At 73.3% G+C, this 14,584-nt stretch carries 8 protein-coding genes; 2 read left to right on the top strand and 6 right to left on the bottom strand.

Annotation, left to right across the window (positions count from 1 at the left end):
- Nucleotides 1-234: 234 nt before the first annotated feature.
- From whiA to rapZ, 3 genes are read right to left on the bottom strand one after another with little or no spacing between them, the layout of a single operon-like run.
- Nucleotides 235-1,215, bottom strand: a complete 981-nt coding sequence (gene whiA / locus ABTW87_RS26495; RefSeq protein ID WP_350653754.1) for a DNA-binding protein WhiA — start codon at nt 1,213-1,215, stop codon at nt 235-237.
- A 54-nt stretch (nt 1,216-1,269) separates the two neighbouring features.
- On the bottom strand, nt 1,270-2,298 hold the full coding sequence (locus ABTW87_RS26500; protein ID WP_350653756.1) for a gluconeogenesis factor YvcK family protein: 1,029 nt from the start codon (nt 2,296-2,298) through the stop codon (nt 1,270-1,272).
- Nucleotides 2,295-3,179, bottom strand: a complete 885-nt coding sequence (gene rapZ, locus ABTW87_RS26505) for an RNase adapter RapZ (RefSeq protein WP_350653772.1) — start codon at nt 3,177-3,179, stop codon at nt 2,295-2,297. The genes ABTW87_RS26500 and rapZ overlap by 4 nt, the downstream gene beginning before the upstream one ends.
- Before the next feature lie 307 nt (nt 3,180-3,486).
- On the opposite strand from rapZ, the gene recQ reads away from it, so the two are divergent.
- Complete coding sequence (gene recQ / locus ABTW87_RS26510) at nt 3,487-5,325, top strand: DNA helicase RecQ (RefSeq protein ID WP_350653758.1); 1,839 nt, start codon at nt 3,487-3,489, stop codon at nt 5,323-5,325.
- A gap of 136 nt (nt 5,326-5,461) precedes the next feature.
- Here recQ and uvrC read toward each other — a convergent pair whose 3' ends face one another.
- Entirely contained in the window at nt 5,462-7,441 is a 1,980-nt protein-coding gene (gene uvrC, locus ABTW87_RS26515) for an excinuclease ABC subunit UvrC (protein ID WP_350653760.1), read from the bottom strand.
- Between the two features lie 186 nt (nt 7,442-7,627).
- Here uvrC and ABTW87_RS26520 point away from each other — a divergent pair, with 186 nt between their 5' ends.
- Entirely contained in the window at nt 7,628-10,879 is a 3,252-nt protein-coding gene (locus ABTW87_RS26520) for a penicillin acylase family protein (protein ID WP_350653762.1), read from the top strand.
- A gap of 153 nt (nt 10,880-11,032) precedes the next feature.
- On the opposite strand, the gene ABTW87_RS26525 is transcribed toward ABTW87_RS26520, so the two are convergent.
- Nucleotides 11,033-11,512 carry a Rieske (2Fe-2S) protein gene (locus tag ABTW87_RS26525; protein WP_350653764.1) on the bottom strand — a complete coding sequence of 160 codons (480 nt, stop codon included), beginning with the start codon at nt 11,510-11,512 and terminating at the stop codon, nt 11,033-11,035.
- Nucleotides 11,513-11,703: 191 nt separating this feature from the next.
- A partial coding sequence (gene uvrA, locus ABTW87_RS26530; RefSeq protein ID WP_350653765.1) for an excinuclease ABC subunit UvrA occupies nt 11,704-14,584 on the bottom strand: 2,881 nt, incomplete at its 5' end.

Here is a 14,584-nt window from a genome sequence, read left to right on the forward strand (position 1 = left end):
GCGTGGTGACCCAGGGCCGGCGGAATGGTGTGCGCCGACCGTTGGAGCCGGCCGTTGACGGTTCATCTCGGCCGCCCCGCCGCGGTCTGAGGGACCTGACCGCCCGAGGCGGTGAGCACGGCGAGGAGCCCGGTGCCGGCCCCCTTGCCGTACCCAGCGACCATATCCGAGCGCACGTGCTCGCGCTGCGGCGGGTGGTGATCCCGACCGCATCGTGAACCCGCCACCGTCCTATCAGACCACGAGCATGTCGGGCGTGACGGCCGCTTCGGTATCCGGGATGCCCAGGTCACGGGCGCGCTTGTCGGCGAGCGCGAGCAGCCGCCGGATCCGGCCGGCGATCGCGTCCTTGGTCAGCGGCGGATCGGCGAGCGCGCCGAGCTCCTCCAGGGAGGCCTGTCGGTGCTCCAGCCGCAGCCGGCCGGCCGAGGTGAGGTGGTGCGGCGCGTCGTCGGCGAGGATCTCCAGGGCCCGGGTGACCCGGGCGGCGGCGGCCACCGCGGCGCGCGCCGAGCGGCGCAGGTTCGCGTCGTCGAAGTTGGCCAGCCGGTTGGCGGTGGCGCGTACCTCCCGCCGGACCCGGCGCTCCTCCCAGGCCAGCACGCTGGCGTGGGCGCCGATGCGGGTGAGCAGGGCGGCGATGGCGTCGCCGTCCTTGACGACCACCCGGTCCACGCCGCGCACCTCGCGGTTCTTCGCGGTGATGCCGATCCGGCGGGCCGCGCCGACCAGGGCGAGCGCCGACTCCGGACCCGGGCAGGTGATCTCCAGCGCGCTGGAGCGGCCCGGCTCGGTCAGCGAGCCGTGCGCCATGAACGCGCCGCGCCACGCGGAGACCGCGCAGCACACGTTTGCCGCGACGACGTGCGGCGGCAGGCCCCGCACCGGACGGCCCCGCACGTCGAGCAGGCCGGTCTGCCGGGCCAGGGACTCGCCGTCCTTGACCACCCGCACGATGAAGTGGCTGCCCTTGCGCAGGCCGCCGGAGGCGAGCACGTGGATCTCGCTGGGGTAGCCGTACACCTCGGCGATCTCCCGCCGCAGCCGCCGGGCCACCGCGCCGGTGTCCAGTTCGGCCTCCACGACCACCCGGCCGGAGACGATGTGCAGCCCACCGGCGAAGCGCAGCAGCGCCGCCATCTCCGCCCGTCGACAGCAGGGCTTGGGCACGTCGACCCGGCTCAGCTCGTCCTTGACCGCCGCCGTCATCGCCATTGTGCGTCCCCTCACGGACCGGTTCCGGCGTGTCGCCGGAGATTACGTACGTGTCTAACGAGCGGCGCCCAGGACCGGCACCAGAGCGGCGCCGAGGGCGGCCGGATCATGACGGGGAGTGCCGTCGGTGACCGCGACGGGGGCGAGGACCAGCCGGGCACCCAGCGATTCTGCCGCACGCTCGACCGGTTCGGGGTCACCCACCGCCTTGGAATCACCGAGCACGTAGTCAACCTTCAACTCCGGGAGGTACCACCGCAGCTCAGCCAGGTGGTCGGCGACCGACAGGCCGAACGTCTCCTTCTCGGCCGCGAGGTTCAGCGTGACCAGCCGGCGGGCGGGGCTCGCGACGATGGCGGCGGCCAGCTCCGGCACCAGCAGGTGCGGCAGCACGCTCGTGTACCAGCTGCCCGGCCCGAACAGCAGCCAGTCGGCCGTGCCGATGGCCGCCAGGGCGTGCCGGCAGGCCGCCGGCGCGTCCGGGCTCAGCCGCAGCGACTCGACGCGCCCGGTGGTGACCGCCACCTGGTGCTGGCCGGTGACGGTGGTGACGTCGTCCGGACGGGCGGGATCGGCGCCGCGGACCCGGGCCTCGATCCCCACCGGCTCGCACGACATCGGCAGCACCCGGCCGACCGCGCCGAGCATGGCGCCGGCGTGCTCCAGGGCGGCCACCGGGTCGCCGAGCAGCTCCATCAGACCGCAGAGCACCAGGTTGCCCACCGCGTGCCCGGCCAGGCCGTCGCCCCGCAGCGCCGTGCCGTCAGCGGTACGCGGACCGGCCACGCCGGTCCCGGCACCGCCCGCCGGCGCCGGGACCTCCGCGAAACGGTGCTGGAACAGCCCGGCGCTGCGCCGCGTCGACGGGTGGTCCCCGGCGAGCGCGACAAGCGCCTGCCGCAGGTCACCCGGCGGCAGGCCGCCCCGCTCGGCACGCAGCCGCCCGCTCGAACCACCGTCGTCGCCGACGGTGACCACGGCGGTGATGTCGAGGTCGAGTTCGGGGGCGCAGCGGCGCAGCGCGCGCAGCGAGGCGGAGAGGCCGTGCCCTCCACCGAAGGCGACCACCCGGGTGGCCGTCATTCGCGCCCCAGGTCGCGGTGCTGCGCGTTGGCGGCGATGCCGATCCGCCGCAGCCGCGCGGCCAGTTCCTCCGCGATGGCGACGCTGCGGTGCTTGCCGCCGGTGCAACCCACGGCGACGGTCAGGTACCGCTTGCCCTCCCGCTCGAAGCCGGCGGTGGTGGCGTTGATCAGGTCCGCGTACGTCGCCACGAAGGCGTCGGCGCCCTCCTGGCCCAGCACGTACGAGCTGACCGCCTCCTCCTGACCGGTGTGCTCCCGCAGCTCGGGCACCCAGTACGGGTTGGGCAGGAACCGGGCGTCGCACACGAAGTCGGCATCCGGCGGGACGCCGTACTTGAAACCGAACGACACCACCGTGACCCGCAGCCGGCGCGCGTCCTCGCCGCCGAACAGCTCCTCGATGCGCCGGCGCAGCTGGTTGACGTTGAGGTGACTGGTGTCGATGATCACGTCGGCCTGGTCGCGCGCGCCCTCCAGCAGCCCGCGCTCGACGGCGATGCCGTCGGCGAGGCGCCCCTCGCCCTGCAGCGGGTGCGAGCGCCGCACGCTCTCGAAGCGCCGGATCAGCACTTCGTCGTCCGCGTCCACGAAGACCACCCGCGGCGCGAACCCGCGCTCCTTGAGCTCGCGGATCGCACCCACCAGGTCGGTGGAGAACGCCCGCGAACGCACGTCCAGCACCATCGCCGTACGCCGGGCCGCGCCGCCGGCCTTCATCGCCAGCTCGGCCATGTCGAGCATGAGGGCCTGGGGCAGGTTGTCCACCACGTAGTAGCCGACGTTCTCCAGGGCCCGGGCGACCGTGCTGCGCCCGCCGCCGGAGACGCCGGTCACCACGACGAGCGTGGTGTCCGACTCCGCCGGCGCCGGCCGGCCCATCGTCTCCCCGGCCGTGTCGGCCGGCACGTGCTGCTCCGCCGTCCGCGCCTCGCTCACCTGAAAACCCCCACCCCGGTGACGCCGCGGCCACTCGGGCCGCGCATGGTCAGTCAGCGACTCTAACGGCTGCGACCCCGGCGGGGATTCCACGGGTGACGCCCGGAACACCTGCTCGTCCCGTTACGCCCGGTTCCGCGGGCGTTGCCGGCACTCCGCCGCCCGGGAGTTCACCGACGGCCGCACCGGCTGGCCGGCCGGGCCGCCGCGCCGTACCGGCCCGGTCGGTCGGCGCTCGTAGAATCCCCGGATGACCTCCCCCACGAGCCTGCGGACCGACCGTGCGGAACAGGTGCTGCGCCGGGTGTTCGGCTACGACGCGTTCCGGGGCTTCCAGCGGGAGGTCGTCGACCACGTGGTGGCCGGTGGCGACGCCCTGGTGCTCATGCCGACCGGCGGCGGCAAGTCGCTGTGCTACCAGATCCCCGCGCTGGTCCGCGAGGGCGCGGGGGTGGTGGTCTCGCCGCTGATCGCCCTCATGCAGGACCAGGTCGACGCGCTGACCGCGGTCGGCGTCCGGGCCGGTTTCCTCAACTCGACGCTGGACCTCGACGCCCGGCGCCGGGTCGAGGCGGCGTTCCTGGCCGGCGAGTTGGACCTGCTCTACCTGGCGCCGGAGGCGCTCGCCGGCCGCGGCACGGTCCAGCTGCTGGAGCGGGGGCGCATCGCGCTGTTCGCGATCGACGAGGCGCACTGCGTGTCGCAGTGGGGGCACGACTTCCGCCCCGACTACCTCAACCTGTCGATGCTGCACGAGCGCTGGCCGGACGTCCCCCGCGTCGCGCTGACGGCGACGGCGACCAGCGCCACCCGGGCCGAGATCGCCACCCGGCTGCGGCTGGCCGAGGCCCGGCACTTCGTCGCGAGCTTCGACCGGCCCAACATCCAGTACCGGATCGTCCCCAAGCGCGAGCCGCGCAAGCAGTTGCTGGGCCTGCTGCGCGACGAGCACCCCGGTGACGCCGGCATCGTCTACTGCCTGTCCCGCGCCTCGGTGGAGAAGACGGCGGAGTTCCTGGTCGACAACGGCATCCCCGCGCTGCCCTACCATGCCGGCCTGGACGCGGCCACCCGCACGGCGCACCAGCAGCGGTTCCTCCGGGAGGACGGGCTGGTCATGGTCGCGACGATCGCGTTCGGCATGGGAATCGACAAGCCCGACGTGCGGTTCGTCGCCCACCTGGACCTGCCGAAGTCGGTGGAGGGCTACTACCAGGAGACCGGCCGGGCCGGCCGGGACGGCCTGCCGTCGACGGCCTGGCTCGCGTACGGGCTGCAGGACGTGGTGCAGCAGCGCAAGATGATCGACACCTCCGAGGGCGACCTGGCCCACCGGCGCAACCTCGCCGCCCACCTGGACGCGATGCTCGCGCTCTGCGAGACGGTCCGCTGCCGCCGGGTCCAGCTGCTCGACTACTTCGGCGAGACCGCCGCCGCCTGCGGCAACTGCGACACCTGCCTCGACCCGCCCGAGTCCTGGGACGGCACGATCCCGGCGCAGAAGCTGCTTTCCACGGTGTTCCGGCTGGACCGGGAGCGCAACCAGCGGTTCGGCGCCGGGCACTGCGTCGACATCCTGCTCGGCCGCGACACCGAGAAGATCCGGCAGCACGGGCACGACTCGCTGACGGTGTTCGGGATCGGCACCGAGCTGAGCGAGGCGGAGTGGCGGGGCGTGGTCCGCCAACTGCTCGCCGAGGGGCTACTGGCGGTCGAGGGCGACTACGGCACCCTGGCCCTCACCGACACCAGCGGCGACGTGCTCGGGCGCCGCCGCACGGTGATGCTGCGCCGCGAGCCGGCGCGCCCGGCGTCGAGCCGGTCGGCGAAGCCGCGGGGCGCGGCCACCGTCGTCGCCGAGTTGACGCCGGCGGCCGCCGGCACCTTCGAGCGGCTGCGCTCCTGGCGGGCGGCCGCCGCCAAGGAGCAGGGCGTCCCGGCGTACGTCATCTTCCACGACGCCACGCTGCGCCAGATCGCCACCGACGCGCCGGCCTCCCTGGCCGACCTGTCGCGGGTCAGCGGGGTCGGTGAGGCGAAGCTCGCGAAGTACGGCGAGCAGATCCTCGCGGTCCTCGCCGACGGCTGACCCGACCCGTCACGCCCGCACCGCCCGACGCCGCGTCGACCCAAGATCCGGGCAATATCGGGGAAGTTGCTGCCTCCCGCACGGCTGAGGCAGCAACTTCCCCGATGGTGCCGTCTCGTCGGGGGTGCGGGCGGCCTCAGTCGGCGGCGGGGGTCTTCGACTCGCCGCCGAGGGCCGCCAGGATCGCCTCGGCCGTCCGCCGGCCGACGCCGGGCACCTCGGTGATCTCCTCGACGCTCGCGGCGGAGAGCCGCTTGAGCGAGCCGAAGTGGCGCAGCAGCGCCTTGCGCCGCACCTCCCCCAGGCCGGGCACCTTGTCCAGCGCCGACTCGGTCATCCGCTTCGAGCGTCGCTGCCGGTGGAACGTGATGGCGAAGCGGTGCGCCTCGTCCCGGATCCGCTGCAGCAGGTAGAGGCCCTCCGAGGTGCGCGGCAGGATGACCGGGAAGTCGTCGTCGGGCAGCCACACCTCCTCCAGCCGCTTGGCCAGCCCGCACAGCGCCACGTCGTCGACCCCCAGCTCGGCGAGGGCCTGGGCGGCCGCCGCGACCTGCGGCGCGCCGCCGTCGACCACCACCAACTGCGGGGGGTACGCGAACTTGCGGGGCCGCCCGGTTGTCGGGTCGACCAGGGCGCCCACCCGTGGCTCGTCCGGTACCCCCTGACCGGCCGGGGCGTCCGGGTCGTCGGCCGACTCGACGCCCGCCTCCCCGGTCTCCGCCCGGGCGTCGAGGTAGCGGGCGAATCGGCGGCGCAGCACCTCGGACATCGCCGACAGGTCGTCGGTGGCGCCCCGGATGATGAACCGCCGGTACTCGCCCTTGCGCGGCAGCCCGTCCTCGAAGACGACCATGCTGGCCACCACGTCGGTGCCCTGGATCTGCGAGATGTCGAAGCACTCGATGCGCAGCGGCGACGTGCGCATGCCCAGCGCGTCGGCGATCTCGTCGAGGGCCTTGCTCCGGGTGGTCAGGTCACCGGCCCGCTTGAGCTTGTGCCGGGCGAGCGCGTCCTTCGCGTTGCGCTCGACCGTCTCCAGCAGGGCACGCTTGTCGCCGCGCTGCGGGACCCGCAGGGTCACCCGGCTGCCACGGTGGCCGGAGAGCCAGTCGGCGAGCGCGTCGGCGTCGCCGGGCAGCTCGGGCACGAGCAGCTCCCGGGGGACGTCGGTCTCGCCCTGCTCCCCGCCGTACACCTGGGTGCAGAAGTGGTGGACGAGATCACCGGTGGTCAGGTCCTCGGTCTTCTCGACCACCCAGCCGCGCTGGCCGCGTACCCGGCCGTCGCGGACGTGGAACACCTGGACGGCCGCCTCCAGCGGGTCGTCGGCGAACGCGACCACGTCGGCGTCGGTGCCGTCGCCGAACACCACCGTCTGCTTCTCCATGGCCCGGCGCAGGGCGGCCAGGTCGTCGCGCAGCCGCGCGGCCCGCTCGAACTCCAGCTCCGCGCTGGCCTGGCTCATCTCGCGCTCGAGCCGGCGGACCATGGTGTCGGTCCGGCCGGCCATGAAGTCGCAGAAGCCGTCGACGATGGCGCGGTGCTCCTCGGCGGAGACGCTGCCGACGCAGGGCGCGGAGCACTTGCCGATGTAGCCCAGCAGGCACGGACGGCCCACCTGGCCGGCCCGCTTGAACACGCCGGCCGAGCAGGTGCGCGCCGGGAAGACCCGCAGCAGCAGGTCGAGCGTCTCGCGGATCGCCCAGGCGTGCGAGTACGGCCCGAAGTAGCGCACGCCCTTGCGTTTCGCGCCCCGCATCACCTGCAGGCGGGGGAACTCCTCGTCGAGGGTCACCGCCAGGTAGGGGTAGGACTTGTCGTCCCGGTAGCGGACGTTGAACCGGGGGTCGTACTGCTTGATCTCGGTGAACTCCTGCTGGAGCGCCTCGACCTCGGTGGCCACGGAGATCCAGTCCACCGACTCGGCGGTGAAGACCATCTGCCGGGTGCGCTGGTGCAGGTTGACAGGGTCGGCGAAGTAGGAGTTGAGCCGGCTGCGCAGGTTGCGCGCCTTGCCGACGTAGATCACCCGGCCGGTGCCGTCGCGGAAGCGGTAGACCCCGGGGGACTCGGGGATCGTGCCGGGCGCGGGGCGGTAGGTCGAGGGATCAGCCACGCCATCGAGCCTAGTCGGCGGGGCTGACAGCCCCGGTCACACCGACACCGCCTTTGCCCGATCGACGTCTTCCGATCCCCGACCCGGGACCGTTACCATCCGGTAACCGAAACTTCTTCGTGTCCTGCTCGCCGGTCCCGTCGCACCGTCCGTCCCGTCCTGATCCCCATCCCCCGGGAGATCGCCATGACCCGTCCCCGCCGCCTGCTGGCCGCCGCGACCGCCCTGACCACCACCGCCGCCCTCCTGACCGCCACCCCCGCGGGCGCCACCCCCGCAAACGCGGCCCCCGCCACCTCGGCGGCCCGCGGCTCCGTCACGACCTTCCACCCCGACGACCACTGCCTCGGCGAGTGCTCCGACATCCTGCCGCCCGGGCAGAACGGCAACGCCACCCTCGTCGAGATCCTCGGAAACCAGGCGCTCGGCACCCTCCCCCGGCACTCCGCCGACCAGCTCGGCCGCTACGCCAACCTCGTCTACGGCTACGCCGGCCTGCGCGCCGACCAGATCGGCACCTTCTTCAACGACGCCTCCTTCGGCGTGCCGCCCGGCCAGGTCGAGCGCGACTACTCGCCCCGCGCCGACGTGCGCATCGTCCGCGACCGGGCCACCGGCGTACCGCACATCACCGGCACCACCCGCGGCGGCACGATGTTCGGCGCCGGCTACGCCGGCGCCGAGGACCGGCTGTTCACGATGGACCTGCTGCGCCACGTCGGCCGGGGCACCCTCACCTCGTTCGCCGGGGGCGCGCCCGGCAACCGGGCGCTCGAGCAGAGCGTCTGGCGCAACTCGCCGTACACCGACGCCGACCTGGAGACGCAGGTGCAGGCGCTGCGGACCAAGGCCGGCGCCCGCGGCGAACAGCTCTACGCCGACGTACGGGAGTACGTCGCCGGCATCAACGCCTACATCGGCACGTGCATGGCGAACCGCAACTGTCCCGGCGAGTACGTGCTCGCCGGTCACCTCGACGCGATCACAAACGCCGGCGGTCCGAAGCCGTTCCGGCTGACCGACCTGATCGCCATCGCCGGTGTCGTCGGCGGGCTGTTCGGCGGCGGCGGCGGAGCCGAGCTGCAGTCCGCGCTGGTCCGCATCGCCGCCCGCGCCCGGTACGGTCCGGTCGAGGGCGACCGGGTGTGGAACGGGTTCCGGGGCCGCAACGACCCGGAGACCGTGCTGACCCTGCACGACGGGCAGAGCTTCCCGTACGGCGACGCCGCCGACGACGCGCCCAGCGTGGTGCTGCCCGACGCCGGGTCGGTGCGGCCCGAGCCGGTGGTGACCGACGCGACCGGTTCGGCGACCGGAGCCGCCGCGACCGCCGCCGGCCGCTCGTCGGAGCTGGCCGCCGCCCTGTCCGGGCTCACCATCGGCAGCGCCCACCGGGGCATGTCGAACGCGGCCGTCGTCTCCGCCGCGCACTCCGCCACCGGCCACCCGATCGCGGTCTTCGGCCCGCAGACCGGCTACTTCTCGCCGCAGCTGCTCATGGTGCAGGAGCTGCAGGGCCCCGGCATCAGCGCCCGCGGCGCCGCGTTCGCCGGGCTCAACCTGTACGTGCTGCTCGGCCGCGGACGGGACTACGCGTGGAGCGCCACCTCCGCCAACCACGACATCACCGACACGTACGCGGTCCCGCTCTGCTCCCCCGACGGCGCGGCCCCGACCCTGGCGAGCAACCACTACCTGTTCCGCGGCACCTGCCTGCCGATGGAGGAGGTCACCCGGGTGAACCGGTGGAGCCCGACGGTGGCCGACGGCACGCCCGCCGGGTCGTACAAGCTGGTCGCCCGGCGGACAAACCTCGGCCTGGTGGCGTGGCGCGGCACCGTCGACGGCCGGCCGCACGCCTTCACCCGGCTGCGCTCCACCTACCACCACGAGGCGGACTCGGCGATCGGCTTCCAGCTGTTCAACGACCCCGACCAGATGGCGACCGCCGACGCCTTCAACACCGCCGCGAACAACGTCGAGTACGCGTTCAACTGGTTCTACGTCAACTCCACCGAGGCCGCGTACTTCACCTCGGGGCTCAACCCGGTGCGGGCCGCCGGGTCCGACCCGAACCTGCCGATGCGGGCCGAGCAGCGCTACGAGTGGCAGGGCTACGATCCGGCCCGGAACACCGCCGCGTACGCGCCGCTGTCGGCCCACCCCCACTCCGTGGACCAGGACTACTACGTCAGCTGGAACAACAAGCAGGCCCGGGACTTCGGCGCGGCCGACGGCAACTTCAGCTTCGGTCCCGTGCACCGGGGCGACCTGCTCGACAAGCCGGTGCGGGCGGCGCTCGACGCCGGGCAGAAGTTCGACCGGGCCTCGCTGACCGCGCTCGTGCAGCAGGCCGGCCTGACCGACCTGCGCGCCGCCGAGGTGCTCGGCGAGCTGATCCGGGTGCTGGAGAGCCAGCCCGTCACCGACGCCGCACTCGCCGCCGAGGTCAACCGGTTGAAGGCGTGGCGGGCCGCGGGATCGCTGCGGGTGGAGACCGCGCCGGGCTCGAAGGTCTACCGGCACGCCGAGGCGATCCGGACCCTGGACGCCTGGTGGCCGCTGCTGGTCCGGGGCATCTTCCGGGCGCCGCTCGGCGCGGACCTCTACCAGTCGCTGGTCGACGCCCTGCAGGTCAACGAGTCGCCGTCCGGCCGCCAGGCCGGCGACGTCTCCACCCTGCCCGGGTCGGCCGGCAGCGCACAGAGCCACAAGGGCTCGGCCTTCCAGTACGGCTGGTGGGGCTGGGTCGACCGCGACCTGCGCGCGACCCTCGGCGAGCCGGTACGCGGCGGCCCCGGCCGCACGTTCTGCGGCGAGGGGAACCTCGCCGCCTGCCGGCAGGTCCTGCTCGACACCCTGCGCGCGGCGAGCACCACCCCGGCGAGCGAGGTGTACCCCGGCGACGAGCACTGCGCCGCCGGTGACCAGTGGTGCGCCGACGCGATCGTGCAGTCCCCGCTGGGCGGCATCCGGCACGCCACCGTCGCCTGGCAGAACCGGCCCACGTACCAGCAGGTCGTGTCGTTCCCGGCGCGGCGCGGCGACGTCCTGCCGAACCTGGCGGCGGGCCGGCCGGTGACCGCCTCCAGCAGCCAACTGTTCCACGGCGCCGGGCGGGCGGTCGACGGCGACGACCGCACCCGCTGGGCGAGTTCCTGGTCGGACGGCCAGTGGCTCCGCGTGGACCTGGGTACCGCCCGGCAGGTCGGCCGGGTGGTGCTCGCCTGGGAGGCGGCGTACGCCCGGTCGTACCGGATCGAGGTCTCGACCGACGGGAGCACCTGGCGGACCGTGTGGTCGGCCACGGCCGGTGACGGCGGCACCGACGTGGTCGCCTTCCCCGCCACGTCGGCCCGGTACGTGCGGATGCACGGCCTGACCCGGGGCACCTCGTACGGGTTCTCGCTCTGGGAGCTGGCGGTGTACGCCCGCTGAGCCGAGCAGCGGCGCGGTCTTCCGTCGAAGATCGTGCTCGAACGCGGAAGTAGTGGCCTTCCGGCGCGTTGGAGGCCACTACTTCGGCGTTGCGGCACGGTCTTGGCGCCGGCCCGCCAGCGTCATCCCGGGCGCTGGCGGGACCGACCGTGGTCAGGCGAGCGAGATCTGGTCGCCGGTGACCTTGACGTCCTTCGGCGCGAGCGGCTTGGTCGCCGGGCCGGCCTTCACCGAGCCGTCCTCGATGGAGAACTTGCTGCCGTGGCAGGTGCAGTTGATGGTGCCGCCGTCGACGCTCGACACCGGGCAGCCCTGGTGGGTGCAGATCGGGTCGAAGCCCTTGAACTGGCCCGGCGACGGCTGGGTGATCACGATCCCCTGGGCGGCGAAGACGGCGCCGCCGCCGACCGGGATGTCGGTGGTGCGGGCCAGGGACTGGGCGCCCTCCCGGTCGCCGCCGCCGGCGTCCCCGCTGCTGGGAACGGCCGGACCCGGGCTGACCGGCGCACCGTCGCCGGAGCCCTCGCCGCCGCAGGCGGACAGGACCACCGCCGCGCCGACCGCGCCCGCGCCGGTCAGCACGGCGCGCCGGGTCTGCGTACCGGTCCCGGTCAGCACCTGATCGTCGCTCATTGCGCACCCTCTCCTCGGCTGTCGCCGCCCGTCATGATCCACGGCCTCGCCCGGATACACGCACCACTCTGCCGGACGGTTCACCCGATCGGCGACCCGGGAAGGGCGCCCGCGGGCCGGGCACCCGGCACCTCGACCGCTCGGCGGCTGTCGTGCGCCGGCGGGTGCCCCACGGCCGCCCGCGCGGGTGGTCAGCGGGCGCCCGCCGGCACCTTCCGGGCCGGACGCGCCTTCGTGCCGTTGGCCTTGGCCGCCCGCGAGGTCGCCGCCGCGGCCCCCTTGGCGTCGCCGTCGAGCTTGAGCACCTGGCGGAGGAACCGCCCGGTGTGGCTCTCCGGGACCTCGGCGACCTCCTCCGGGGTCCCGGTGGCCAGGACCGTGCCACCGCGGTGGCCACCCTCGGGCCCCATGTCGATGATCCAGTCGGCGGTCTTGATCACGTCGAGGTTGTGCTCGATGGTGATCACCGTGTTGCCCTTGTCGACCAGCCCCTCCAGGACCATCAGCAGCTTGCGGATGTCCTCGAAGTGCAGGCCGGTGGTCGGCTCGTCGAGCACGTAGACCGTCCGCCCGGTGGAGCGCTTCTGCAACTCGGAGGCGAGCTTCACGCGCTGCGCCTCACCGCCGGAGAGGGTGGGCGCGGGCTGGCCCAGCCGGACGTACCCGAGACCGACGTCGACAAGCGTCTTCAGGTGCCGGTGGATGGCCGGGATGGCGGAGAAGAACTCCGCCGCCTCCTCGATCGGCATCTCCAGCACGTCCGAGACCGTCTTGCCCTTGTAGTGGACCTCCAGGGTCTCCCGGTTGTAGCGGGCGCCCTTGCAGACCTCACACGGGACGTACACGTCGGGCAGGAAGTTCATCTCGATCTTGATGGTGCCGTCACCGGAGCACGCCTCGCAGCGCCCGCCCTTGACGTTGAACGAGAACCGGCCGGGGCCGTACCCCCGGACCTTGGCCTCGGTGGTCTCGGCGAAGAGCTTGCGGATGTGGTCCCAGACGCCGGTGTAGGTGGCCGGGTTCGAGCGCGGGGTGCGGCCGATCGGCGACTGGTCCACGCCGACGACCTTGTCCACGTGCTCCAGCCCGGAGACCCGGGTGTGCCGGCCGGGCACCAGCCGGGCGCCGTTGATCTGATTGGCCAGCACGGCGTGCAGGATGTCGTTGACCAGGGTCGACTTGCCCGAGCCACTGACCCCGGTGACCGCGATCAGCTGACCGAGGGGGAAGCTCACCGTGAGGTTGCGCAGGTTGTGCTCGCGGGCCCCGTGCACCGTCAGCTCCCGGTCCGGCGTCTGCGGGCGGCGCTGCCGGGGCGTCGGGATCTGCTTGCGGCCCGCCAGGTACGCGCCGGTCACCGAGTCCGGGTTCTCCAGCAGGGCCGGCACGGACCCGCTGTGCACGATCCGGCCGCCGTGCTCGCCGGCGCCGGGGCCGATGTCGACGATCCAGTCGGCGGTGCGGATCGTGTCCTCGTCGTGCTCGACCACGATCAGCGTGTTGCCGAGGCCGCGCAGCCGGACCAGCGTCTCGATCAGCCGGTGGTTGTCCCGCTGGTGCAGGCCGATCGACGGCTCGTCGAGCACGTACAGCACGCCGACCAGGCCGGAGCCGATCTGGGTGGCCAGCCGGATGCGCTGCGCCTCGCCGCCGGAGAGAGTGCCGGCCGGCCGGTCCAGGGAGAGGTAGTCCAGCCCGACGTCGAGCAGGAACCTGAGCCGGGCGTTGATCTCCTTGAGGACCCGCTCGGCGATCAGCTTCTGCCGGTCGGTCAGCTCGATACCGGCCAGCAGGTCGGCGCACTCGCCGACGGACAGGTTGCACACCTCGGCGATGCTCCTGCCGGCCAGGGTGACCGCGAGCACCTCGGGCTTGAGCCGGGCGCCGCCGCAGGCCGCGCAGGGCACGTCCCGCATGTAGCCCTCGTACTTCTCCCGGGACCACTCCGACTCGGTGTCCGAGTGGCGGCGCTCGATCCACTGCACCACACCCTCGAAGCCGGTGTAGTAGGACCGCTCGCGGCCGTACTTGTTGCGGTAGCGCACGTGCACCTGGTCGTCGGAGCCGTGCAGGATCGTCTTCTGCGCCCGGGACGGCAGCGCCCGCCACGGCGTGTCGACGTCGAAGTGCTCCGCCTCGCCCAGCGCCTCCAGCAGGCGCAGGAAGTATTCCAGGTTGTGGCCGGTCGCCCAGGGCTGGATCGCACCCTCGCGCAGGGTGCGCTCCGGGTCGGGGATGACCAGCTCCGGGTCGACCTCCTTCTTCGTGCCCAGGCCGGTGCACTCGGGGCAGGCCCCGTACGGCGCGTTGAAGGAGAAGACCCGCGGCTCCAGGTCCTCGATCGCGAGCGGGTGGTCGTTGGGGCAGGCCAGGTGCTCGGAGTAGCGGCGCTCCCGGTCCGGGTCGTCCTCGGGCAGGTCGACGAAGTCGAGCAGCACCAGACCGCCGGAGAGCCCCAGCGCCGCCTCGACCGAGTCGGTCAGCCGCTGCTTGGCCGTCGGCTTGACGGTGAGCCGGTCGATGACCACCTCGATGGTGTGCTTCTCCTGCTTCTTGAGCTTCGGCGGCTCGGTCAGCGGGTGCACCACACCGTCGACCCGGGCACGGGCGTAGCCCTTCGCCTGGAGCTCGGCGAAGAGGTCCACGTACTCGCCCTTGCGACCGCGGACGACCGGCGCGAGCACCATGAACCGGGTGCCCTCCGCCATGGCGAGGACCCGGTCGACGATCTGCTGCGGGGTCTGCCGGGAGATCCGCTCGCCGCAGACCGGGCAGTGCGGCTCGCCGATGCGCGCGAACAGCAGGCGCAGGTAGTCGTAGACCTCCGTGATGGTGCCCACGGTCGACCGGGGGTTGCGCGAGGTGGACTTCTGGTCGATGGAGACGGCCGGGCTGAGCCCCTCGATGAAGTCCACGTCCGGCTTGTCCATCTGACCGAGGAACTGCCGCGCGTACGACGAGAGCGACTCGACGTAGCGCCGCTGCCCCTCGGCGAAGATCGTGTCGAACGCCAGGCTGGACTTGCCGGACCCGGAGAGCCCGGTGAACACGATGAGGGCGTCCCGCGGCAGG

The organism is Micromonospora sp. NPDC126480, from assembly GCF_040302465.1.
In the GTDB taxonomy this organism is placed as follows: Bacteria; Actinomycetota; Actinomycetes; order Mycobacteriales; family Micromonosporaceae; genus Micromonospora.